The organism is Methylobacter sp. Wu8, assembly GCF_036440755.1.
Classification (GTDB): domain Bacteria; phylum Pseudomonadota; class Gammaproteobacteria; order Methylococcales; family Methylomonadaceae; genus Methylobacter_A; species Methylobacter_A tundripaludum_A.
Genome location: NZ_JAZGVT010000057.1, coordinates 1 through 23,539 on the forward strand (window position 1 = coordinate 1; position 23,539 = coordinate 23,539).

Consider the following 23,539-nt stretch of genomic DNA (forward strand, 5'->3'; position numbering starts at 1 on the left):
GCTCAACCATCGCCCTCGAAAAACACTCAATTTTAAAACACCTCATGAGGTCTTTTTTCCTGAACAAGAGAGGGATGCCGCATGATTACTAGGATTGCACTTCGGAGTTGAATCCGCCACTGAATAAATTTCCACTTTTTACCTCTATATTACCCATTTGTACAATTAAGTATCTGATTTATTAAGTAACTTTACTTTATATATTGGTAAGTAGTTTACAGCCACAAGGGACTGCCCCTACTGCGGAGTAAACGCATCGCTATCAATGTAAACATCAATTGGATTTTCAGGAACTATGCTGGCAACCGGCAAATCCGATCCTGAACGCCACAGCTTGACGGCTTCCTGCTTATTCGAACCGGTAATCAAAAAGATCAGTTCCCGCGTGTTACTTAATGCCTTGGCGCTGATCGAAACGCGCTCCGGCGGCGGTTTCGGCGAATTGTAAACGGCATGCACCAGTTCATCCTGCGGGTGTTGGTGGCCGGGAAACAAGCTGGCGGTATGGCCGTCCTCTCCCATGCCCAGCAATACCATATCGAACATACCGGCCTTGCTGACGGCGAGTTTATAGCGGTCGGCCGCAACTTCCGGCCCCAGTTCGGCGGGCATGGTGTATATCTGATTGGCCGGGATAGCCACTTTGTCCAATAACACCCGGCTTGCCATCAGGCTGTTTCTGTCCTGGTGATCGGCAGGCAGACAGCGCTCATCGCCGTAATAAATATGCCAGTTGGCCCAATCGGCATTGGCTTCGGCAAGCAGGCGGTAGACTTTTTCCGGGGTGCTGCCTCCGGCTAAAACCAGTTTGAATTTGCCGCGTTCTGCTATAGCCGATGTTGCGGCATTAAGAATTTGTTGGCAGGCGGCCTCTGCTACCTGATCTGCGGTCTCCAGATGATGCCAGCGGCTGTTTGTTTGCATTTAGTTACACTCCGGGGTTAATGAGCTGCGCCAGGATTGGCTTTCTTTATCGAATAAGCGGCGGCTGTCTTCCGGCCCCCAGGAACCGGCAGGATAGGTGACGATATAGTCACGCTCTATCGCCCAGGTTTGCAGGATAGGATCGACAATGCGCCATGCATATTCTACTTCATCAAAGCGCAGAAATAACGAGCGGTCGCCTTTTAATACGTCCAGCAACAAGTCTTCATAGGCATCGATGGCTTTTTCATTCTCCTGGCGGAAGCTCGCGTCCAGGCTGCTGGAGCGGGTGCGCATCTCCAGGCCCGGCTCTTTTACGGTCATTTCAATGCGGATGAACTCTTCCGGCTGTATCCCTAACAGCACCCAGTTGGGGTTCATGCACTGCACCTCGGTGCCGCGGAAAAACTGCAACGGCGGATGGCGAAAACAAATCGAGATGGTCGATTGCGCCTTGGCCATGCGTTTGCCGGTGCGCAGGTAAAACGGCACGCCGCGCCAGCGCCAGTTGTCGATATACAGCTTCATTGCGGCATAGGTTTCGGTGATGCTGTTAGGCGGTATACCGTCTTCCTGCAAATAGCCGTTGACCCGTTCGCCGCCGACGCTGCCTTTGCCGTATTGGGCGCGGAAGGCATGGCCGTGTACCGCTTCTCTGGGAATGGGGCGGATGGATTTCAATACTTTGACTTTTTCGTCGCGCAGGGATTCGGCTTCCATCGAAACCGGCGGCTCCATCGCGACCAGCGTCAACAGTTGCAGCAGATGGCTTTGCAGCATGTCGCGCATGGCGCCGGCGTTGTCATAGTAATCGGCGCGGCTGCCGATGCCGATGTCTTCGGAATGGGTGATCTGGATATGGTCGATATAGTTGCGGTTCCATAACGGCTCCAGCATCACATTGGCGAAACGGAACACCAGCACGTTTTGCACCATGCCTTTGCCCAGATAATGATCGATGCGGTAAATCTGCTCTTCCGATAAATAGCGGCTGATACGTTTTTGCAGAGCCTTGGCGCTGTCCAGATCGTAACCGAACGGTTTTTCGATAATCACCCGCCGCCAGCCGTATTGTTCATCAAACAGGCCGGTATCGCTCAACAGCTTCATGACCGTGCCGAAGTCCGAAGGGCTTATCGAAAGATAGAACGCGATGTTTTTAGGGAACCGGTTTGTCAGGTCCAGCGTGTCGGCCAGTTCGCTATAACACTGCGACTGTTTTATATCGCCTTGATGATAATGCAGCCGGGCGCTAAAACGCTGGAACACGGTTTCATCAAAATTGTCCGAGACTTTGGCCTCGATCATTTGCCTGACTTCCGCCAGCCATTTTTGCTGATCCCAGGGCCTGCGGCCTATGGCCAGGATACGTGTGCCTTCGGGCAGGCGGTTCGCGGCGTCAAGATGATACAAAGACGGCATCAACTTAATCCGGGACAGGTTTCCGGTGGCTCCAAAAATAACGTAGGTACAGGGTTCGGCTTTCATTGATTTTGTTTGCTGGATGAGTGTTCCGGTATTTAACCGCAAGGGTATGAAGAATGGAACATAAAACTTCTGATAGGGGTGTGCGCGCAGGTATTGAGTTAGCTCTCGTTATCACACAGCGCGTCACTGCCATTAAGTTAAGGATTTTTCCGTTCGCCCTGAGCCTGTCGAAAGGAATGTGCATAAAATAACTCGAGCAAGTTTTATTTTTAAACCATGAAGAACATGAAAGGTATAAGGATTGACGTCTTCATGTCCTTCATGCTCTTCATGGTAATTGCGTAAATTAATTTATGTCTGTTCCTAAGCGGCCTGATGTAATAGCACAGAAGGGAATAAAAATAAACTTATATTGGCGGCTAGCCTGAAGTTAAACCGCTTGCCCTAAAAAGCAGTCGCGTTTGATCCTGCCGGCGACAGCCTGCATAGGTATTTTCAGTCTGGAACAGGCGATGAATAGGAGGTTTTACTTGCTAATAACGTTGTTTTGTAACTGCAAGATCAGGGCTTTGATTGCCGCTTCCTGCGACATGACGCTTGCGCATAAGTGGAATTGATCAAGCGCACGGCGCAAGTTCTGCTCGGGATCGGCCGCCTTAAAATACCGGTTGCCTTCCAGATAATCGGTATAAAACCGGATGCCTAATTCAAAAGGGATCAAGCGGATGGCGGGATATAAATAGTGATAATCGTATTCGGTAAAAAACGCACCGGCCTCATTCAGATAGCTTTTCAACAGGGCGGCGCAAAGATTCAGGTCAAATCCGGCCGGCTCGGCGGCATAGCAGCAAGAGCGCAGGCAATCGCCAATATCGTAATGCACCAGGCCCGGTTTGACGGTATCCAGGTCGATCAAGCTGACGATTTTTTTAGTGCGTTTATCGAACAACACGTTGTTTAATTTGGGATCGCCGTGAATCACACGCAAAGACAGCAAACCCTGCTGCTTTGCATTTTCCAGATCATCGGCGATATGCCGGAATTCGCCGATAAATTCAGCGCAATCACGGCTTTCTTTACAACTTGCGGCCCCGGCCTGCTGTAAGACCTGATGGTAACGCACTACATAGCCCGGCGTTATATGAAAGCCGGGCAGGGTGTCATGCAACAGCAAAGGATCAAGGTCGCTGGTTAAGCGATGAAAATGCCCCAGCGCAAAACCGGCCTGCTCCGCGTCGCCGAGACTGCCGACAGCCTCGATACTTTCGGTATTGGCGATAAAGCTTAGCGCCCGCCAGCAATCGCCGTTTTGATCCCGATACAGCGGCTCGTTATCGGCGGTGTTTAAAACTTCCGGGATTTGCAGCTTGGCGCCGGCTTTTTGCACGATATGCCGATGAAGCGTGGTCAGGTTCGCCATAATCAGTTCGGGCGCAGGAAAAACCTGGGTATTGATGCGTTGCAGGACAAAGCGGGAGGATTGCGTTACGACCAAATAGGTGTCATTGATCAGCCCGTTGCCGAGCGGTGTTATTTCTGTAACGGCATCGGCGAACCGGGTGGCGATAGGCAGTAGTCTGTTCATCAACATATTATCGAGGCTATGCGAGGCGGCCGCCTCAACACATCAGGCGGCTTCCCTTTCCTTGATCAAGGCCGTTAAACGTTTTAGCGCCTGTCCTCTGTGACTGAGCGCATTTTTAACGGCCGCCGGCAATTGCGCCGATGCGCACTGCTGTTCCGGCACCCAGAATACCGGATCATAGCCGAAACCGTTTTCGCCGACGGCGTGATCCAGAATCCTGCCTTCCCAAACGCCTTGGGCGATGACCGGGCAAGGATCATAGGCATGTTCCATAAACACCATCACGCAGATAAACCGCGCCGTGCGCAGTTCATCCGGGACGCCGTCAAGCTCCCGCAACAACTTATCCACATTGTCCCGGTCGCTGGCGCCGACACCGGCATATCTTACCGAAATGACGCCGGGCGCGCCGTTCAAGGCGTCAACGACCAAGCCCGAATCGTCGGCAATTGCAGGTAATTGGCAATGCAACGCCGCATTCCTGGCTTTTAAAATGGCGTTTTCGACGAACGTAGCGCCGGTTTCTTCCACGTCGACAACATTAAATTCGGACTGCGGAACGATCGGATGCTCCGCCAGTATTGCCTGAATTTCCCTGATCTTGCCGGGATTGCCGCTGGCCAGGACGATTTTTTGTAAGGTCGAAAAGGTCATTTATGCTCTTCTATCGCTATCCGTTGTTTTTCCAGCAATTCCTTGATGCCTGAACCTGCCAGTTCCAGCATCGCGTCCAGTTCCTCTTTCCTGAACGCATGGCCCTCAGCGGTGCCCTGCACCTCGATAAACGCCGCGGCATCGTTCATGACCACATTCATATCGGTTTCCGCATTGCTGTCTTCAGCATAATCCAGGTCCAGCACCGGCACGCCGTTAAAGATGCCCACGGATACCGAAGCGACCTGCCCATGCAGCGGATTGGTCTTGATTTGTTTGCGTTTGAGCATTTTCTGCACCGCCAGCGACAGCGCGACAAATCCGCCGGTAATCGCCGCAGTACGGGTTCCGCCATCCGCCTGCAACACGTCGCAATCGATGGTGATGGTATGTTCGCCCAGCGCTTTCAAGTCAATCGCCGCCCGCAGCGAACGGCCAATCAAACGCTGAATTTCCAGCGTGCGTCCGCCTTGTTTGCCGTGGCTGGCTTCCCGTCCCATCCGGGTATGGGTCGAGCGCGGCAGCATGCCGTATTCGGCGGTAATCCAGCCTTCGCCTTTGCCTTTAAGAAAGCGCGGGACGCTCCTGTCGACACTGGCGGTGCAAAGCACACGGGTATCGCCGAATTCAACCAGAACAGAGCCTTCTGCATGTTTGGTAAAACCGCAGGTGAATTTGATGTCTCTGAGTTGATCAGGGTTGCGTCCGCTAGGTCTCATGTATATTCCGGTAAAATGAAAACCGCACAGTATACCTGAACGGCGCGCTGTCCGGCGGTTCAATTTACTAACGGAAGTTACGCAATAACTAAGAAATTTTCACCACGAAGGCACGAAGGACACGAAGTTTTATATTTTTCTCCGTGTCCTTCGTGCCTTCGTGGTGAGTTTTTGTGGTTTGAGTAACATCAGTTACCAATAATCAACCGCCCGTTAGCGCCTGCCGCATTTCGGCAACCGATTGCGGACGATTTTCCGGTTGCAGCGCCATAGCCCAATCGACAGCTTTCAACAGGTGTTCAGGGAATTTCCGTTTAAACGCTTTCACCGCAGGCACCAGCGTATCCTGCAGCACCCTGTCCTGTGCGGAAACCGGGACTTTAAGCTCCAGACAAGTGCGCATACTCGCGCCCACCGCGTAAATATCCGTCCACGGGCCCAGCTCGGCGCTCAGGTCGTGCTGTTCTATCGGCGAGTAGCCTTTGGTTAAAACCTTGCTTTGTTTGTCCAGGTGCGATTTAGGAAAACTCTGAATCGCGCCGAAATCCAGCAATAACGCATCGTTGCCCGGACGCACCAGAATATTGGCGGGTTTAATGTCGAGATGAATAAACTGGCGGCTGTGAATATGACCGACTCCCGCCAACAACGAGTTGAACAAGGTCAGCAAAAAATCTTCGGAAACGGACAGCGACTTGTTTTTTAACAGCTTGTCTAGCGTAAGCCCGTAGTCATAAGTCATCACCATATAAACAGTGGAGTTGGCTTTAAAAAAACCGATCACTTCGACAATATTGGGATGTTTCAGCGCCGACAAAACTTTGGCTTCCTCGAAAAACAGCACCCGGCCGCGCTTGAATAAAGCCGCGGACTCTTCGCTGTTGGCGACGACCACATTGTTCCAGGTGCGGTGGGCGAATTTTCGCGGCAGATATTCCTTAATCGCAACCTGAACCTGATCCGCTATTTGCCGGGCCAGATAAACGGAACTGAAACCGCCGTGCGCCAACTCCCGCTCAATGACATACTGATCTATAATGGTGCCGGTTTGCAGGTAATTCCACTCTTTGGGATAGGTCTGCGGATCGTAATATTCAGCCATCGTGTTGTGTGTTTATACTTAAGCCCGTTGATTATAGGTGAAAAATGATTAGAAGCATGACCGCATTTGCCGGCAATGAAACAGAAATAGGCGACTTAACCATAAGCTGTGAATTGCGCTCAGTCAATCACCGTTACTGCGACATCAGCTTAAAGCTGCCGGATCGCCTGCGTTTTGTCGAAGCCGACCTGCGCTCAGCCATTGCCGCCAAGATCAACCGGGGCAAAGTTGAATGCTCGTTGAGCTACAAAAAACAGGCTAAAAGCGGACAAAACTTCATCATCAATGCCGATGCCGTCACCACGCTGCTTGCCGCAGCCTCCGCCATAGAACAGCAAATGCCCGCTCCCTTGTCTTTTTCAGCGCTGGATGTACTGGCATTCCCCGGCATCCAGCAGGAACCGGATATTGATAAAGAGCAACTCAGCAAGGGCATTGCCGCCCTGGTCGATCAAACGCTGGCGCAACTGCTGGAAGCGCGGGCAAGAGAAGGCGCTCAACTTAAATTCCTGATTGAAGAGCGTTGCACAAAGATGCTGAGTTTTGTCGTGTCAGCGGGCAAACGCATGCCGGAAGTGCTGCTGTTGATTCGCAATAAACTGAAAGACCGGATTACCGAACTGGTTGCGCAACCCGACTTCGACCGCCTGGAGCAGGAACTGGTTCTGTTGACTCAAAAACTGGACATCGCCGAAGAGCTGGACAGATTGGAAACCCATATCACCGAAGTGTTGCGGGTACTCCAGCAAAAAGACCCGGTCGGCAGACGGCTGGATTTTTTAATGCAGGAGTTGAACCGCGAAGCCAATACCTTGGGTTCTAAATCCGCCGACAAGGAAATGACCAAAATAGCGATAGAGCTTAAAGTGCTGATCGAGCAAATGCGCGAGCAGGTGCAGAATATTGAGTGATGGATTGCTTTGTCTTAATTCGTGTATGAATTAAAAGCGGCTTTCAGTTAAGTTAAATCTGGCAACGATAGTCAACTTAATACCAATCCCAATAAGTTTTTATTTGAACCCCCTCAACCTAACCTTCTCCCGCTGGAGAAGGGATAATATGCGAACTTATTGGGATTGGGATTACAACCCTAAGGAGACACATTGGGATTAAATGTTACCGATTGTCCGATTCTGCTGGTATTCCAGTCATTTGGTTTAGCAGAGCGCCCAACTTGACTTAATTGTAGTCAAGTTGGGTTCCTATTACGCCAAGGTCAGAGTTTGTCAAAACGATCCAAGTGCATCACCTTGCCCCATGCATTGACAAAGTCCTGTACGAACTTCTCTTTGGCGTCGTCCGAGGCATAGAGTTCAGCAACCGCACGCAACTCGGAGTTGGAGCCGAAAATCAGATCGACTGGCGTAGCCGTCCATTTGACCTGGTCATTTGCCCGGTCCCGACCCTCATAAATACCCTCCGATGACGACTTGGTCCATTTGGTCGACATATCGAGCAGGTTTACGAAGAAATCGTTACTCAGTACGCCTGGCCGGTTGGTGAATACGCCATGCTGCGTATGTCCGGCGTTGGCATCCAGCGCCCGCATGCCGCCAACCAGCGCCGTCATTTCGGGTACGCTCAAGGTCAGGAAGTTTGCGCGTTCGACCAGCATTTCCGCCGGCGAATGCGCATTATCCTTGCTAAAGTAATTGCGGAAGCCGTCCGCTTTGGGCTCCAACACCGCGATAGACTTGGCATCGGTTTGTTCCTGCGCGGCATCCATACGGCCTGGTTTGAACGACACCTGCACTTTGAAACCGGCTTTCTTCGCGGCTTCTTCCACAGCCGCCGAGCCGCCGAGCACGATCACGTCGGCGAGCGACACTTTCTTGCCGCCTTTCAGCGTGCGGTTAAAGTCGTTTTGGATCGTTTCCAGGCGAGTCAGTACCTTGGCCAGTTCGGCGGGATCGTTGACTTCCCAATTCTTTTGAGGGGCCAAGCGAATGCGCGCGCCATTGGCGCCGCCGCGCATGTCGGTACCGCGAAAGGTCGCCGCGGAAGCCCACGCCGTCCTGACCAGTTCCGAAATCGTTAAATCCGAGTCCAGAATGGTCGACTTCAATTTGGCGACATCCTTGGTGTCAATCAACTTGTGATCGACTTTGGGGATAGGATCTTGCCAGATAAAGTCTTCGGCAGGCACTTCGGCACCGACGTAGCGGGCCTTGGGTCCCATATCGCGGTGGGTCAGCTTGAACCACGCCTTGGCAAACGCCGCCTCGAATTCCTTGGGATTATCGAGGAAGCGCTTGGAGATTTTTTGATACTCCGGGTCCGTTTTCAAAGCAATATCGGTCGTAAACATGATCGGCGCGTGGCGTTTGTTAGGATCGTGGGCGTCCGGTACAAAGTTGTCGCCTTTGCCTTCCTTGGGAATCCATTGCGTCGCACCGGCCGGGCTCTTGGTGGTTTCCCAATCAAAGGTATACAGCCACGTCAAGTAATCATGCGTCCAACGGGTCGGATTGGTCGACCAAGCGCCCTCCAGACCGCTGCTAACGGTGTCGACGCCATGGCCGCTGCCGCATTTGTTGGCCCAACCCAGCCCTTGCTCTTCAATACCGGCGGCGGCCGGTTCCTTGCCGACGCATTCGTCCGGCTTATGCGCGCCGTGCGCCTTGCCGAAGGTATGCCCACCGGCGATCAGGGCCACCGTTTCTTCGTCGTTCATCGCCATCCGGCCGAAGGCTTCGCGGATATGCTTGGCGGCCGCCAATGGATCAGGGTTACCGCCAGGCCCTTCCGGGTTGACATAGATCAGCCCCATTTGCACGGCGGCCAACGGTTTCGCCAGTTCACCTTTGGCATCGTGGCGCTCGTCGGCAAGAAATTTCTTTTCCGTTCCCCAATTGACCATCTCGGCTTCCCAGTCATCGGCCCGGCCGCCGGCAAAGCCTATCGTCTTGAACCCCATCTCTTCCAACGCGACGTTACCGGCCAGCACCATCAAATCGGCCCAGGAAAGCTTGGCGCCGTACTTTTGCTTGACCGGCCACAACAGGCGCCGGGCCTTGTCCAGATTGACGTTATCCGGCCAACTGTTGAGTGGTTCGAAGCGTTGCTGGCCGCCGGAAGCGCCTCCGCGCCCGTCAAAGATCCGATAAACGCCGGCACTATGCCAGGCCATGCGGATGAAAAACGGGCCGTAATTGCCGTAGTCCGCCGGCCACCAGGGTTGGGAAGTATGCAGTACATTGGCGATGTCTTGTTTCACCGCTTTCAGGTCGAGGGCTTTGAATTGTTCGGCATAGTTGAACGCTTTGCCCAGCGGATTGGACTCGACCGAATTCTGGCGCAAGGGTTTCAGGTCCAGTTGTTCCGGCCACCAAAAACTGTTCATCGTCGGTTGCGACTCGGCCAGAACCGGATTGGCGGTCAACACTGCGGATATGGCTACCGCCAGTGCGGAAGCCAGGAAAGTTTGTTTCGTTTTCATAAAACACCTATGTTCCTTGTTGTGGGATAATGCGAAAAAACATGCCGTAGACGCTTCAGTTTAGATGCTGTCGACTAATAAAACCAGCAACTTAATCACCCGGCTCATCGTCACGAAGGCGCATCAGCTGTTCAACACGGCACTGCCGATGTTGGTTTTAAAACTATCTTCTTCATTAAGTCTCAAATCCAGGGATTTAGACCCTGACAAATAATAATTTCGGCAAACGCATTAAACCGGATAAGGCATTCTTTTTGAAATTGATTTCATCAATAGCGCTATTTTTCAAATCAATAAGGCGCAACCGCAATGTGGTACCATTTTGAGTTGTGCCGAGCAACTCACTTTTAAACGGATAACAATCGATGAACTTGCGTGATTTGAGCTACCTCGTGGCGGTAGCGGATTTAAGAAATTTCAGTCAGGCGGCCGACCAGTGCTCTATCGGTCAGCCAACCTTGAGCACGCAGATCAGAAAGCTTGAGGATTATCTGGGCGCGGACTTGTTCGTGCGCGAGAAAAATAGTGTGGAGCTGACGGACGCCTGCCAAGAAATTTTGCCCATTGCGCGAAGAATACTAGCCGACATTCAAAGCATCCGGCAAACCGCCGCCCACGCCGGCGATCGGCATCGCAACATGCTGTCGTTAGGGGCCTTTCCCTCTCTAGCGAGTTATGTGCTGCCGGAATATGTGTTCCGCATCAAGCAACATTTTCCTGAGCTGAAACTACAACTGGTCGAAGAAAAGACCGATTCGCTCATTCGGTTGCTGCTCGACAAAAAGCTGGATGCGGCGTTGCTGGCCTTGCCGGTAGAGCATGAACTACTGGAATGCCGAACACTGTTTGAAGACCCGTTTACCCTGGCCGTATGTGCTGATCATCCGTTGGCCCGCTTGGAGGAAGTGGACCTCAACATGGCAGCCAAGGAAGATTTGCTGCTACTGGATGAGGGGCATTGTTTGCGGGATCAGGCCTTGAAGTTATGCGACCCTTCCCGATTCGTGGAGCACGACTTCCGGGCTTCCAGTCTGGAAACCCTACGTTTCATGGTCAAGAACGGCGTCGGAGTCACGCTGATGCCTTCCGTCGCCGTTCAACCCGAGGATAACGACATTCGTTATATCGCCATCCGTCAGCGACCCAGCCGGATTATTGCACTGGTTTGGCGGCGGGCTCATCCCCGTAGCGCGATTCTTGAGACATTGGCCAAACTGCTGGCTTATAAACCGGTACCCTGAGCTTCATTTCTGAAATCCGGATAATTGCGTTATCGCGACTAAAGCGGAAGCTGGCGGCAGATAACTCACCCTATCTTGCTTATTACCGACGTTTGTTGCGCCCAGTGCGCAATGGCTGGAATCACGGAGTCTGAACATAGAAGTCAGCTTCACAACCAAAACCAGCCGTTGGTGAACAATCTTTTTTCAGCTACCTGAATGTCGCAAATTGGCCGATTCCTGCCAAGCAAACCAACAGATAATATTCATCTCGCGCACAGTTATTGACTGAACTCCACGCTCTCAAAACAATCCGATAAATTAGCCCAGCGCCCCACCCCGCATTGACCTTGAAAGGCTATTGAAAGGTTGCAATGTTAAACTGCCTTAGCCGAAACATGCCCGCTTAAAAAGCCATCAAATAACATGGCTGGCTTTTAGACTCTGCGTGTTGCAGCCTGTCATGATCGGTAAAAAATGTTAAAAGACGATAGATAGCGCAAGGTTAATGCTTGCACTGCCCCGGCCTTAACGTACAATTGCTAACCCTTGAAACTACCAGACATATAGAGCATAAGGAACACTAAAACCATGGGGATTCTCAGCATACTGCTCTGGACTCCGGCCGCCGGGGTCTTTCTGCTGGCTTTAACTCCAGGCCGGAACACTCAATTAATCCGTTACACCGCACATCTGTTTGCCGCTATCGCCTTTTTCCTGGTCTGCTGGCTGTTAAGCATTTATAACGCGCACGATGCGGAATTGCAGTTTAATGAATATTTCCCGCTTAATCCTAAATTGGGCAGCGCTTATGCGTTGGGCGTAGACGGCTTGTCGATGCCGATGCTGGTGTTGGCGACCTTGCTGACGTCGATAGCGTTGCTGGCCTCATTCACCGTGTCCACCAGCGTCAAGGGTTACCATATCTGCATACTGTTGCTCGAATTCGGCATGCTGGGCGTGTTTCTGGCGCAGGATTGGGCCTTGTTCTATATCTTCTGGGAAGTGACTTTAATCCCGCTGTTCTTCCTGATTGACCGCTGGGGCGGCAAGCGGCGGCATACGGCCAGCCTTAACTTTGTTCTGTACACGATGGGCGGCTCGATTTTCATGCTGATCAGCCTGTTGGCGGTCAGCCAGTACGATCTTCAGCACGGCGGCTCTTTGATGTCCTCAATGCATCAGGCGGCGCAGGACATGCCCAGGATTGAGCAGGTTTTGGTGCTGCTGGGTTTCGTGATCGGTTTCGGCGTCAAGATGCCGATTTTCCCTCTGCACGGCTGGCTGCCGCTGGCGCATGTCGAAGCGCCCAGTCCGGTCAGTATTTTGCTGTCCGGTATTTTGCTGAAAATGGGCGCTTACGGATTGATCCGGGCGGTGGTGATGCTGCCCGAGGCCGCAAAACTGTTGCAGCCCTTCCTTATTTTCCTGGGCTTGTTCGGCATGTTGTACGGCGGTCTCTTAGCCTGGAGGCAAAGCGACCTTAAAGCCATGGTCGCCTATTCTTCGATCAGCCACATGGGCATGGTGTTGTTGGGCATTGCGACCTTGAACCAAATCGGCATTACCGGCGCGGTACTGCAAATGTCCGCTCACGGCCTGATTGCCGGAGCGCTGTTTCTGCTGGTCGGCCTGCTGTATGAGCGCACCCATACCCGCAATATTCAGGATTACAGCTCGCTGATTCAGGTGATGCCGCGCTTTGCGCTGTTCATGACCTTGACTTTATTGGCGGCGATGGGCCTGCCGGGTTCAATCGGCTTTATTGCCGAACTGCATACGCTGATCGGCGGATTTAGTTCATCGACCGGCGTCGGCTTAGGGCTGGGCGTAATGATATTTTTCAGCGTCAGCATTTTAGTCGGAGCCGCCTACGCGATACGCACCATCAGCCTGTTGTTTACCGGACCGGTAAAACCGCAGATGCAACAGATCGAGGACCTGAGGGCGCCGGAGTTACTGGCCGCCGGAATACTGGCCGGCAGCGCCGTATTGTTCGGCCTGATGCCTTCGCCGCTGCTTGATTTGTCCGCCGCGACCATCGGCCAGATGAACGCGGTCATCAGTCAACGGATTTTGCAGTGATGGAGAGCAAATACAACAGATTGCACCGATCCGTTTATAAATCCGCATGCTAAATTTTAAATAAAACCCCAAATAACACGATGCAAAAGCCACACCATTTACGTGAGCAAATAATCACTGCGCTAAACCATCTGGATCACGTCTTGCCTGGACAGGCGCCGATACTCGATTTCGTGCATCACAACACTTTGCATGGTTTCCAGCATCTGCCGTTTGACCAGGCGCTGGCGGAATTCGAAGCCCTGACCGGTATTTGCGGCTATCTTCCCGAAGCGCAAAACCGCGATTTCTACCGTCAGGGGCGCATAAACGATTCCGACTTGTCCGCCGCATTTGCACAGTACCCGCACTTGCAGGCAGAACACATCGTTTGCTCGTTAAAAGACAAAGCCATCACCCGGCAGGCTATTTACCGCATTGCGCTGTTATTCGATTTGTCGGCGGTCAGCGTCAGCCAGTTGAACTGGCAAATAGAGGAATTGGCCGCGTTGGACGCGGTGCAGGCCGATGTGCCGGAGCCGGTTCGGCAGCGCTTGCTTGCGACCGACCGCAAGGTGATCCGGCGCTTATGGGAAAGCATTTTAACCAAGCTCGGCTTGGAGCAGGCGGCTTTACACCCGGAAAACATGCTGGATTTGTCGGTGGAACAGGCCGAAGACTGGCTGGAGCAAAATAACCGAAATAGCGAATCCGCCGAGCCTGCTCCCGACAGATTTTCGGCATACACACCATCCCTGGCGATAACACATCAGCAAATGCAGCAACGGGCAAGAGCGGCATTGGATAAACTGCTCGAAGAGGAAATAGGCGGCAATATCAGCTTGCGCAGTTTCATTCTGGCATTGACCGGCACCGACATCCTCGATTCGATCAGGCCGCAACTGATACGCTTTTGCGCTTCCGGCCTGGATGAAGGCCTGGCGGCATGGCAGTTGCCCGAACGCAGCCGGCTGGGTCTTTACGACGCCTGGCGCGCAACGGCAAAGTATGACGCCAACCCCTTTTTGCACGAGCTGCCGGACTGGCAGCAAATTATCGCCGAACTGCCCGAAGATCCAGTCGATACCATCATCCTGCAACTCGAGCACCTGGAAATACCGCAAACGCAATGGGAAGGCTATCTTCGCAGGCTGGCGCTTGAAATACCCGGCTGGTCGGGGCTGGTCAACTGGCGGCAGCATCACCCCCATTACCATGCCGCCAATGACGCCAAGCCGACGCTGGCCGATTATCTGGCTATCCGCCTGACTCTGGATCGGCTGTGGCTGAACCAGGTTTGCCGCGACACCTGGAAAATCGAGGCCAAGCTCAGCTCAATTCACGGCTATTTCCGTAAAAACCTGTCTGAATTCATGGTGCGCAGCCGACTGTACCAGGGCGACTTGCCGGAATATCTGGCTCACCGGGCGGAATCGCTGACTTTGCACGCCGGTTCCGAACGTTATGACCGCAGCGACTGGCAACAGCTTGCCGATTTGATTTGTACCTGGCAGTGCAGCCCGATCGCGGACAAACAGCCCACTCATTCCGCGCATAACAGCGGCTGGCGCTTGTTCCGCTTGTGCCAGCATCTGGGGCTTAACGCCGCCGACCTGAAACAGCTGGCTACCGAAGATCTGCAAGCGATGTTGACCGTGCTGGATGAGTTCACGCCGACCGAGCGCGGCAAAGTCTGGCTGATCGCTTACGAGCATCATTATCGGGAGGATTTTTTCCAGGCGGTGCGCGCCAATCATCACCGTGGCCGCTGGGCCGAGCGGGGAGATCGTCCCGACTCGCAAATCATCTTCTGCATGGACGACCGAGAAGAAAGCATTCGCCGCCATCTTGAAGAGCTCAATCCCGCTATTGAGACCTTGGGCGCTGCCGGATTTTTCGGCGTTGCAATGAATTACAAGGGCCTCGACGACAGCAAGGTAACGCCGCTGTGCCCGGTGGTGGTGACGCCCGCGCATGAAGTTCAGGAAGTCCCCCAACCGGGTAGCGAATCCGTATTGCTCAAGCATAACCGTGGCCGTAAGTTGAACCAATGGTTTGCCAATCTGGTGCATCAGAGTTTGCGCCGTAACCTGTTGTCGTCGCATCCGGTTATCGACGCGATTGCGCCGGTTACTTTAGCCGGATTATTGGCCAAATCGCTGCTGCCCAAACCCCAGCAAAGCCTGGTTTCCGGCATAGCTAAGCGGGTATCGCCGGAGGTTAAGACAGAGCTGCTGTTTACTTCTACCGATGAAACAACGGTTGCTGCGCCGGAGCGTCCCAAACTGGGTTTTACCGATAGCGAACAGGCCGACCGGGTTGCGAGCTTTTTGCGCAATACCGGCCTGACCTACGGATTCTCGGAACTGGTCGTGCTGATGGGGCACGGCTCGATCAGCCAGAATAACCCGCACTTGGCGGCTTACGATTGCGGCGCTTGCAGCGGTCGGCACGGCGGGCCGAATGCCAGGGTGTTTGCGGCGATGGCTAATCGTCCTGAAATACGCGAGCTGTTGGCGGAACGCGACATCGCTATTCCGTCCGATACCTGGTTTATCGGCGCCGAACACAACACCTGCAATGAAGAAATCAACTGGTACGACCTCGATCAGCTTCCAGCCGAACGACTGGCCGGGTTAAGCAAGCTACGGCAGGAATTACGGCACGCCCAGCAGATGTCGGCGCACGAACGTTGCCGCAGGCTGGCGTCGGCCCCCCGTAACCCGACACCCGACCAGGCCTTGACGCATATAGAAGCGCGCGCGGCCGATTTTTCCCAAGCGCGGCCTGAACTTGGCCATGCGACTAACGCTTCGGCGGTCGTCGGTCGCCGTTCTTTAACGCAAGGCGCTTTCTTTGATCGCCGGGTATTTCTGATTTCCTACGATCCGACTCAAGACCCTGACGGTAAAGTGCTGGAAGGTATTTTGCTGGCAGTGGCCCCGGTTGGTGCGGGTATTAATCTGGAATATTATTTTTCCACCGTTAATAACGAACGTTTCGGCTGCGGCACCAAAGTGCCGCACAATGTGACCGGCCTGTTCGGCGTCATGGAAGGCGCGTCCAGCGATTTACGCACCGGCCTGCCTAGGCAGATGGTGGAAATTCACGAACCGATGCGCCTGCAAATCCTGGTCGAAGCCAAAACGTCGGTGCTGGAACAAATTTATCAGCGCCAGGAATCCATACGGGAACTGGTCGGCGGCGGCTGGATGCATCTGAGCGCCAAAGACCCGGATAGCGGCAAGATTTATCTGTTCCAAACGGGTACGGGATTCGTGCAGTGGCAAGCCGAGGCGAAAGATCTGCCGATTCGCGATAACTCAACGGAGTGCTACCGGGGTCAAACGCTACCGGTAGCGCCTGTATTGATCAGACAGCCTGAACGGTTTGGAGCAGCGTAATGGATGCCTTAGTCATTTTAATTCCCTTATTGCCGTTGGCCGCCGCTGCCGTTATCGGCATAGGTCATCTGTTCGGCGTAATCCGCGGTGAAGACGGCGAAAGCACGACAGCCGATATTGCAAGCTGGGCGATCATCATGTCCACTCTGTTGGCCTTGACCTTGCTGGGCGCCGATTTACTGGGCAAAAATACCGGCTCATTCCTTGTCGGGCAATGGCTCAGCAGCGATACGCTGAAAATCGAGGTCAACTTTATCACCAGCGGTTTAAACGTCCGTTTAGCCGCTCTGTTTTCAGTGCTGTTAGCCATCGTCGCCTGTTTTTCAATCAATTACATGCACCGGGAAGCGGGTTTTCACCGGTTCTTTTTCATCCTGAGTCTGTTCGCTTCGGCCATACTGCTGCTGGTGTTATCGGGCAATGCCGTCGGCACTTTCATCGGCTGGGAAGTTGCGGGCTTATGCTCCTACTTGTTGATAGCCTACGCTTACGATCGCCCGGTTGCCGCCGCCAATGCGACGCGCGTCTTTGTTACCAACCGTATCGGCGACATCGGTTTTATTCTGGGCTTGAGCTTAAGCTACGCCTGGACCGGCAGCGTCGACTGGAGCGCTCTCAATGATGCAATCGCTCAGCTGCCTCCGGGTGACGCCGCGGCGATTGCGCTGTGTTTTGCGGTCGCCGCCTTTGCCAAATCGGCGCAGCTGCCTTTCTCTCCCTGGCTGGCGAGGTCAATGGAAGGCCCCACTCCGTCGAGTGCGGTATTTTACGGTGCGGTCATGGTGCATGCCGGCGTTTATCTGGTCATTTTGCTGAGGCCGGTTTTCGAACTTGCGCCGCTGGCTATGGGGGTGGTCGCTGTAGTCGGCCTGAGCACGGCTGTTTATAGTTTTGTGGTTGGACTGACCCAGACCGATGTTAAAAGCTCGTTGATTTTTGCGGCATCCGGCCAATTGGGCTTGATGTTCCTTGAATGCGGTTTGGGATTTTGGCAACTGGCCGGCTGGCATCTTTGCGCTCATGCGGTGGTTCGGGGCTATCAGTTCCTGGCAGCGCCTTCGCTGATGCACCATGTGCATGGCCTATGCGAAGAAACGCCTCCGCGCAACGTCCGCACTTGGCTTTATGTCGCCTCATTACAGCGTTTCTGGCTGGATCAGATTACCGACTGGGCGCTGGTCAAACCGATACGCAGTCTGGCGCACGATCTGAGCTATTTCGACGATCATATCGTTGACCGGGTCATGGGCGGAGCCGGGCCTGCGATCCGGTCAATATCGTCGCTGGCGCAACTGGAAGAACGGATGATCGGCGCGCAACTGGATAACGATTCCGATAAATTCGCCAACGGCAGCGGCCTGGCCGGAAAACTGACCGAATTGACGGCGGCCTTCGTACACTGGTTCGAAGAACATTTTGTGCTGCGCGGCGCCGGCAGAGGCGCGATTGATTACGGCCGCCGGCTTGGACATATCGCCAATACGTTTGAACAATCAGTACTCAGACCCCGCTATCTGGTGTTGTTTGTCTGTATAACATTGCTGGTTGCATTTTGAGGCTCTGATGAATATTACAACAGTTACCCATTGGCCGGAATCGGCGGCTTTCCCGCTGCTCACGACGCTGACGCTGGTTCCGCTGGCGGCCATGATCGCCGTTTTGTTTTCACGCTCATCGACAGTTGCACTGCGTTTCGGATTTTCCGGGGCGCTGTTGACGGTATCGCTCAGCTTCTATCTGCTGGCTGTGTTCGATTCCGCCAGTCCCGGCATTCATCTGGTTGAACAGGCCCATTTTGCCGGTCTCAGTTACCGTGTCGGTGTTGACGGGACGAATATTTTATTTATTCCGCTGACCGCCGTTTTGACCTTGCTGGCGTTAATTTATACCCTGATTACCCGGCATGCGGCCGACCGGCTGTTTATCGCCTGCCTGTTAGGCTATGAAGGCGTATTGATCGGCGCTTTTGTCGCATTGAATGTGCTGCAATTCTGGTTTTGGTGCGTACTGGAATTGGTTCCTGTGGTGCTGTTGACGATTCATGCCGGAACCGGGCAAAACCGGCGCTGGGTGGCCGTGCAATTGCTGCAATACTGGGGCAGCGGTTTGCTGATGTCGCTGACCGGTTTTATGTTGCTGGCTTTCGGCTTAATCGATGCCTCGCATCCCTTGACTTTCGATTGGCTGACGATAAAGGAAAACAACGCTTATTTACACGATGAGGTCTTGATTTTTATATTGCTGTTTTTCGGCTTTGCGATCCGCATGCCGCTGTTTCCGTTTCACGGCTGGTTGCCGGTGCTGGCCGAGCAAGGTACGGTCGCCAGCGCGGTCATTTTCCTGGTGGGTTTGAAACTGGGTATTTATGCGGCCATCCGTTTCATTTTGCCGATGGTGCCCGGCGTTGCCGAACAATGGGCCGGATTTGTGGTGACGCTGGGGCTGATCAGCATTTTTTACGGCGCGTTGCTGGCGCTGATGCAGATTAATATCCGCCGCTTGCTGGCTTTTGCGGTTATCAGCCAAACGGGCATGCTGATCATTGGCGCATTCTGTTTTAACGCAAACGGCCTGGAAGGCAGTCTGTTGCTGTCGGTCGCATACGGTCTGGCGATGGCGGGCATGCTGTTCAGCGTCGGCCTGATTTACGAGCGCACCCGCACCGCGTTTCTACCGCGCTTGGGTGGGCTGTTCGACACCAACGCAACGCTGGCCGTGCTGTTCATGATTTCCGCGTTGAGCACGATGGTCATGCCCGGTACGCCGGGATTTGATGCGGCGCATTTGCTTGTCGAAGGGATTATTGAGGAAGACGGCTGGCTGCTCGCCATCGCTATTTTGGTCGGCAACGTGATGTCCGCAGCTTTCCTGCTATGGGCTTTCCAGCGGATGTTTATGGCGAATCCTAAACGCGCCGAACAGCCCTACAGCTGTTCGCACCATCCGGTCTGGAAAGAGCGCTTAATTACCGCGGTCATTTGCCTGCTGCTGATCGGGACCGGTTTTTACACGACGCCGTGGCTGAATTTTATAGACCAGGACGCCGCCGCTATCGAGAAGCAATATCCGGTACACGGCGATCAATCCACCGACGATACCAAGGACGGCCAACATGAGTAATGCCGGTTTTCCCGTTTTAAGCCTGATTATTTTTCTGCCTTTGTTCGGTGCGCTTGCCGCCGTAGTCGTCCGCAATATCCGGCTGGCCAAAAACATTGCGCTGTTGTTTGCTGCGCTGGAACTAACCGCGACGCTGGCGGTGGTGGCGTTGTTTAACGCCGGCCTTGGCAATGACTTCCAGCTGGTCGAACACCATGCCTGGATACCCAGCCTGAATATTGAATACCTGATTGGCGTGGACGGTATTTCAGTGTTGTTCTTGCCGATGTCCGCGTTGCTGACATTAATGGCGATCATCGCCTCATGGAACTCGGTGCAGCACCTGACCCGTTTTCATTTTGCCTTGTTGCTGGCATTGGAAGGCGTCACCATCGGCGTGTTTTTGGCGCTGGATATGGCGCTGTTCTATTTGTTCTGGGAACTGACCCTGCCGCCGATTTTCTTCCTGATCGGCTTATGGGGCATCGGTTCGGAACGGCGCAACGCGGCGATGAAATACACCCTGTTTATGCTGTTTGGCGGCGTGCCGTTGTTGTTTGCGATTATCATACTGGCGGTCAACCACGCCACCGTAGTCGGCGGCAATATTCCTCAAAATCTGGCGTTCAGCCTGCCGGTATTATTGGCAACGCCATTGCCGGATAACTTGCAGGCCTTGGTGTTCTTGCTATTACTGCTCGGTTTTGCGGTTAAAGCGCCGTTGGCGCCGTTTCATACCTGGCTGCCGACCGTCGCAATGGAAGGCCCGACCCAAATGACCGCCTTGCTGGCCGGCCTGAAACTCGGCGCTTTCGGCATCATCCGTTTTGCAATGCCGCTGGCGCCTTCCGCCGCCGTTCAATACAGCTGGGTGCTGGGCATATTCGGCGCGGTCACGCTGGTTTACAGCGCGCTGATTGCACTGCAACAAACCAACTTGCGCCGCCTGCTGGCATACGCCGGCGTCAGCCATGTCGGCTTGGTCATCGTCGGCGTCGCGTCGTTGAACATGCAGGGCATCCAGGGAGCGATTTTTCAACTGCTGAACTTCACGATGATTGCCGGTTCCCTGATGCTGGTGGCCGGTTTTATCCAGCATCGCCTGGGCAGTACCGAGGCTATTCATCTGGGCGGCCTGGCTAAATCGATGCCGCGCCTGACCTGCTTTTATTTTCTATTTATGCTGGCCAGCATAGGGCTGCCCGGAACCTCCGGTTTTCCGGCCGAATTATTGCTGATAATCAGCACCATGCTGGCGCACCCCAGCATCAGCATCGCCGCCCTGATCGGCGCGGTACTCAGTGCTGCTTATATGTTGTCCTTTACGCGCCGCGCCTTCTTCGGCCCAATCACTCAAGCCGGCGTCAGACAGGTTCAGGATTTACGGCCACGCGAATTGACGCTGTTGTGCGTGTCGGCGTTGTTGATATTGGGATTCGGTTTTTTCCCGAATACTGTGCTGAAAACCAATCGCGTCGCGGCGGAGGCCTGGTTAAGCCGGATAATGGATCAGCCGGTGTTGGCAAGCGAGGCGGGGCGGGATTAAAAGATGAACGGCACTGCGTGTTGACATTTGCAACACATTTGGCAGATACTTTTAACATAAAATTAGTTAATTGGCATCAAAGTCTATGAGAACAGAACACACACCCGCAGAAGTAAACATTCATTTGCGCGCGAAAGCACATGACAGATTGCTTATTGACCAAGCCGCCGAATTGCTCGGTTCAAACCGTTCGCAATTTATGATGGCCTCAGCGCTCAAGGAAGCCAAGAATGTGATCCTTGACCAAACCTCTATTTATGTAGACAACAAGACGTTCCAAAAAATATTGGATATGCTAGACACACCGGCAACGCAAGAGCAGATCGACGGCATGAACCGATTGCGTACAATCAATTCCCCTTGGTCGGATGAGTGAAAATAAGAAAGTTTGCTCGCCTGTTCATTTAACCGTACAGCATGAGACAGAGGACTTTCATTCGGGCGAGGAAACGCTGGATACTTGGTTGCGTAAGCGCGCATTGGCCAATATGGAAGCATCGGCAAGTAGAACCTATGTTATTTGTCCGTCCGGTTCGCATAAGGTTATTGGGTACTACGCTATTTGCATGGGACAGATTTTTAGCCAAGAAGCTGTTGGTTCCATGCGTCGGAATATGCCCCGCCAGATTCCGGCGGTAATTCTTGGGCGATTGGCTATTGATAAAAAATGGCAAGACCAAGGATTAGGCAAAGCCTTGCTTCAAGATGCAGTGCAAAGATCGGCTCGCGCTGCTAAAGAAGTATCCGCCCGTCTTTTGATTGCACATGCCATTTCTCCAGAAGCGGAAGTCTTCTATTTGCATTACGGTTTTACCCGCCTTCCAACCGAAACGCCAACCTACGCCCTAGACCTTATCAAGTTTGCCAAGCTTCAAGAATAATCTCCGTCAGTTTGGATGGGCTGATCCAAGAAAGGGAATATGGGGTCTTGAATTAGCTTGTTTCACGGTCTCTTGGAATTACGCAACTTCACGCGCCGCCTCTTCAATAACGCTATCAGGTACGCCAAGCTTTTTTAGTGCCGCAATTAACTTGGCTTCCTTGCTCAAGGCAAACTGCGCTTCGTCTCGGCGCAAACCCTCGCTAATGTACGACTTTAATAATGGCTGATAGCCGGAAAAGCCTTTGCAGGGCGCAATAATCTTCATGGATTCCACCACATCGACCGGAATACGCAAAGTGATCGAGGTCATGGGACGGTCTTTAGTTAAGCGGTTTTTAACTGTGTCAGAAATCATAATCATTGCGCTCCGTTAGCGTGGCCTTGCGGGCCGAAATAAGCCGGATAAACTCACCTTCAACCTCAATATGCACAACAAACAGCAACCGGCCTTTTTCATCGTAGCCGATAACCGCATCCCGCGATTCATGGTTGCGGCCTGCATCAACCAGTTTTAAAAACGGGTCGAAAGAAATCCCACCATGTTTGATTGGGTTTGCCGCAGCTTTGCGGGCATTCCAAACAAAGCTGACGCCGTTTTTTTCGTAGTGAATATCCATGTAAACAAGATCAATATAATGTATTGGCTTTGTAAATACAAATAATGAGTTACTTGCTTGATTTATCGAATTACGGGGGTGTTGTGATCAACCAAGTCCAGACATCGCTTTTCGTTGTTTGACGTTTTGGTAATCCGTGATGAGCCGGAGTGGGCAAGTTCGGAAAGCATGGCTCTCATGAAGTTTGGAAATGTCAGGCATAAAAAGCATGCCTGACCTACAGGACCCGCTCTTCTTGTTATGGCTCGGTAAATGCCGGTCGCGGTCATAGGGTAGCGGTTCATGTTTCGGCATGACGTCGTTAGGCCAGTCTTTGGCCCAACGACGCCGATCTTCTTCATCGGCATAGTAGCGTAGATAAAGCTCGTTATCCTGCTCACTGCCGCTGCCCACCAAATCGATGTGACAAGCCGAGTCCTCGTTGACCGGCATGTCTGGAGTTTCCTCCCGCAACACCTCATGCCACAATTCCTCATACAGCTCCCGGTCGCTGAGATGGTCGGTGCAGTATAGAAACGTCCGCAGCATCGCCAAGCCGCGTATTACTTCCCACAGCTTGGCGCTCAGTTGCGAATCATCCAATGCTTCCGGGGCAGGCAACTCCATCCCGCCCTGCACCAGCTGATCGAAAGACGTGGTCCATTCCGCTTCCTCGAAGGCTACCACGCGTTCCCAGAATTGTTCCTGCAACTCCGTGGACATCTATTCCGACTCGAAGAACGACAGATCGTCGCCCGCGAACTCTTTGGCCCGGCTTTGCAAATCCCGGATATGTCCCTGTCTTTTGAGATCTTCTTTGATGTTTGCGGGTTTCTTAGGCATTGCGGTATTCTCCAGAATTGTTGTCGGCATTGT

20 protein-coding genes are annotated in these 23,539 nt (G+C 53.2%); 9 read left to right on the top strand and 11 right to left on the bottom strand.

What is annotated here, in order from left to right; genetic code table 11:
• Positions 1 to 237 precede the first annotated feature (237 nt).
• From pgl to V3O24_RS08135, 6 genes are all read right to left on the bottom strand, one after another.
• Positions 238 to 924 (bottom strand): 6-phosphogluconolactonase, encoded by a 687-nt coding sequence (gene pgl / locus V3O24_RS08110; protein WP_331306863.1) that lies wholly within the window; start codon positions 922 to 924, stop codon positions 238 to 240.
• Positions 925 to 2,412, bottom strand: a complete 1,488-nt coding sequence (gene zwf, locus V3O24_RS08115; protein ID WP_104422260.1) for a glucose-6-phosphate dehydrogenase — start codon at positions 2,410 to 2,412, stop codon at positions 925 to 927.
• A 466-nt stretch (positions 2,413 to 2,878) separates the two neighbouring features.
• The gene (locus V3O24_RS08120) at positions 2,879 to 3,937 is read right to left on the bottom strand and encodes an aminoglycoside phosphotransferase family protein (protein ID WP_331306864.1); all 1,059 of its coding nucleotides are present in this window, start codon (positions 3,935 to 3,937) and stop codon (positions 2,879 to 2,881) included.
• 42 nt (positions 3,938 to 3,979) lie between these two features.
• Positions 3,980 to 4,591, bottom strand: a complete 612-nt coding sequence (rdgB, locus tag V3O24_RS08125) for an RdgB/HAM1 family non-canonical purine NTP pyrophosphatase (RefSeq protein ID WP_331306865.1) — start codon at positions 4,589 to 4,591, stop codon at positions 3,980 to 3,982.
• Positions 4,588 to 5,310, bottom strand: coding sequence for a ribonuclease PH (gene rph / locus V3O24_RS08130; RefSeq protein WP_331306866.1), 723 nt, complete (start codon positions 5,308 to 5,310; stop codon positions 4,588 to 4,590). Before rph ends, rdgB begins: the two co-directional genes overlap by 4 nt.
• A gap of 202 nt (positions 5,311 to 5,512) precedes the next feature.
• Positions 5,513 to 6,412, bottom strand: coding sequence for a serine/threonine-protein kinase (locus tag V3O24_RS08135; RefSeq protein WP_104422263.1), 900 nt, complete (start codon positions 6,410 to 6,412; stop codon positions 5,513 to 5,515).
• A gap of 44 nt (positions 6,413 to 6,456) precedes the next feature.
• Here V3O24_RS08135 and V3O24_RS08140 point away from each other — a divergent pair, with 44 nt between their 5' ends.
• Entirely contained in the window at positions 6,457 to 7,323 is an 867-nt protein-coding gene (locus tag V3O24_RS08140) for a YicC/YloC family endoribonuclease (RefSeq protein WP_331306868.1), read from the top strand.
• Between the two features lie 305 nt (positions 7,324 to 7,628).
• Here V3O24_RS08140 and katG read toward each other — a convergent pair whose 3' ends face one another.
• Positions 7,629 to 9,851, bottom strand: a complete 2,223-nt coding sequence (gene katG, locus V3O24_RS08145; RefSeq protein ID WP_331306869.1) for a catalase/peroxidase HPI — start codon at positions 9,849 to 9,851, stop codon at positions 7,629 to 7,631.
• Positions 9,852 to 10,216: 365 nt separating this feature from the next.
• Here katG and V3O24_RS08150 point away from each other — a divergent pair, with 365 nt between their 5' ends.
• The 8 genes from V3O24_RS08150 to V3O24_RS08185 all read left to right on the top strand — a co-directional run bounded on the left by V3O24_RS08150 (position 10,217) and on the right by V3O24_RS08185 (position 22,065).
• Positions 10,217 to 11,092, top strand: a complete 876-nt coding sequence (locus V3O24_RS08150) for a LysR substrate-binding domain-containing protein (RefSeq protein WP_331306870.1) — start codon at positions 10,217 to 10,219, stop codon at positions 11,090 to 11,092.
• Between the two features lie 570 nt (positions 11,093 to 11,662).
• On the top strand, positions 11,663 to 13,156 hold the full coding sequence (locus tag V3O24_RS08155) for an NADH-quinone oxidoreductase subunit M (protein ID WP_331306872.1): 1,494 nt from the start codon (positions 11,663 to 11,665) through the stop codon (positions 13,154 to 13,156).
• Positions 13,157 to 13,236: 80 nt separating this feature from the next.
• Positions 13,237 to 16,539, top strand: a complete 3,303-nt coding sequence (locus tag V3O24_RS08160) for a DUF2309 domain-containing protein (RefSeq protein ID WP_331306873.1) — start codon at positions 13,237 to 13,239, stop codon at positions 16,537 to 16,539.
• Entirely contained in the window at positions 16,539 to 18,095 is a 1,557-nt protein-coding gene (locus tag V3O24_RS08165) for a proton-conducting transporter membrane subunit (RefSeq protein ID WP_331306874.1), read from the top strand. The genes V3O24_RS08160 and V3O24_RS08165 overlap by 1 nt, the downstream gene beginning before the upstream one ends.
• Before the next feature lie 7 nt (positions 18,096 to 18,102).
• The gene (locus tag V3O24_RS08170) at positions 18,103 to 19,659 is read left to right on the top strand and encodes an NADH-quinone oxidoreductase subunit M (protein ID WP_331306875.1); all 1,557 of its coding nucleotides are present in this window, start codon (positions 18,103 to 18,105) and stop codon (positions 19,657 to 19,659) included.
• On the top strand, positions 19,652 to 21,184 hold the full coding sequence (locus V3O24_RS08175) for an NADH-quinone oxidoreductase subunit M (protein ID WP_331306876.1): 1,533 nt from the start codon (positions 19,652 to 19,654) through the stop codon (positions 21,182 to 21,184). The genes V3O24_RS08170 and V3O24_RS08175 overlap by 8 nt, the downstream gene beginning before the upstream one ends.
• 85 nt (positions 21,185 to 21,269) lie before the next feature.
• The gene (locus tag V3O24_RS08180) at positions 21,270 to 21,560 is read left to right on the top strand and encodes a DUF1778 domain-containing protein (protein ID WP_331306877.1); all 291 of its coding nucleotides are present in this window, start codon (positions 21,270 to 21,272) and stop codon (positions 21,558 to 21,560) included.
• Positions 21,553 to 22,065 (top strand): GNAT family N-acetyltransferase, encoded by a 513-nt coding sequence (locus V3O24_RS08185; protein ID WP_331306878.1) that lies wholly within the window; start codon positions 21,553 to 21,555, stop codon positions 22,063 to 22,065. The genes V3O24_RS08180 and V3O24_RS08185 overlap by 8 nt, the downstream gene beginning before the upstream one ends.
• A 78-nt stretch (positions 22,066 to 22,143) precedes the next feature.
• On the opposite strand, the gene V3O24_RS08190 is transcribed toward V3O24_RS08185, so the two are convergent.
• The 4 genes from V3O24_RS08190 to V3O24_RS08205 form a co-directional block, all read right to left on the bottom strand.
• The gene (locus tag V3O24_RS08190; protein WP_331306879.1) at positions 22,144 to 22,422 is read right to left on the bottom strand and encodes a hypothetical protein; all 279 of its coding nucleotides are present in this window, start codon (positions 22,420 to 22,422) and stop codon (positions 22,144 to 22,146) included.
• Entirely contained in the window at positions 22,412 to 22,684 is a 273-nt protein-coding gene (locus V3O24_RS08195; protein ID WP_331306880.1) for a BrnT family toxin, read from the bottom strand. The genes V3O24_RS08190 and V3O24_RS08195 overlap by 11 nt, the downstream gene beginning before the upstream one ends.
• Positions 22,685 to 22,771: 87 nt before the next feature.
• Positions 22,772 to 23,386 (bottom strand): hypothetical protein, encoded by a 615-nt coding sequence (locus tag V3O24_RS08200; protein ID WP_331306881.1) that lies wholly within the window; start codon positions 23,384 to 23,386, stop codon positions 22,772 to 22,774.
• Positions 23,387 to 23,536, bottom strand: coding sequence for a hypothetical protein (locus V3O24_RS08205; protein WP_331306883.1), 150 nt, complete (start codon positions 23,534 to 23,536; stop codon positions 23,387 to 23,389). It abuts the gene before it with no gap.
• Positions 23,537 to 23,539: the final 3 nt, after the last annotated feature.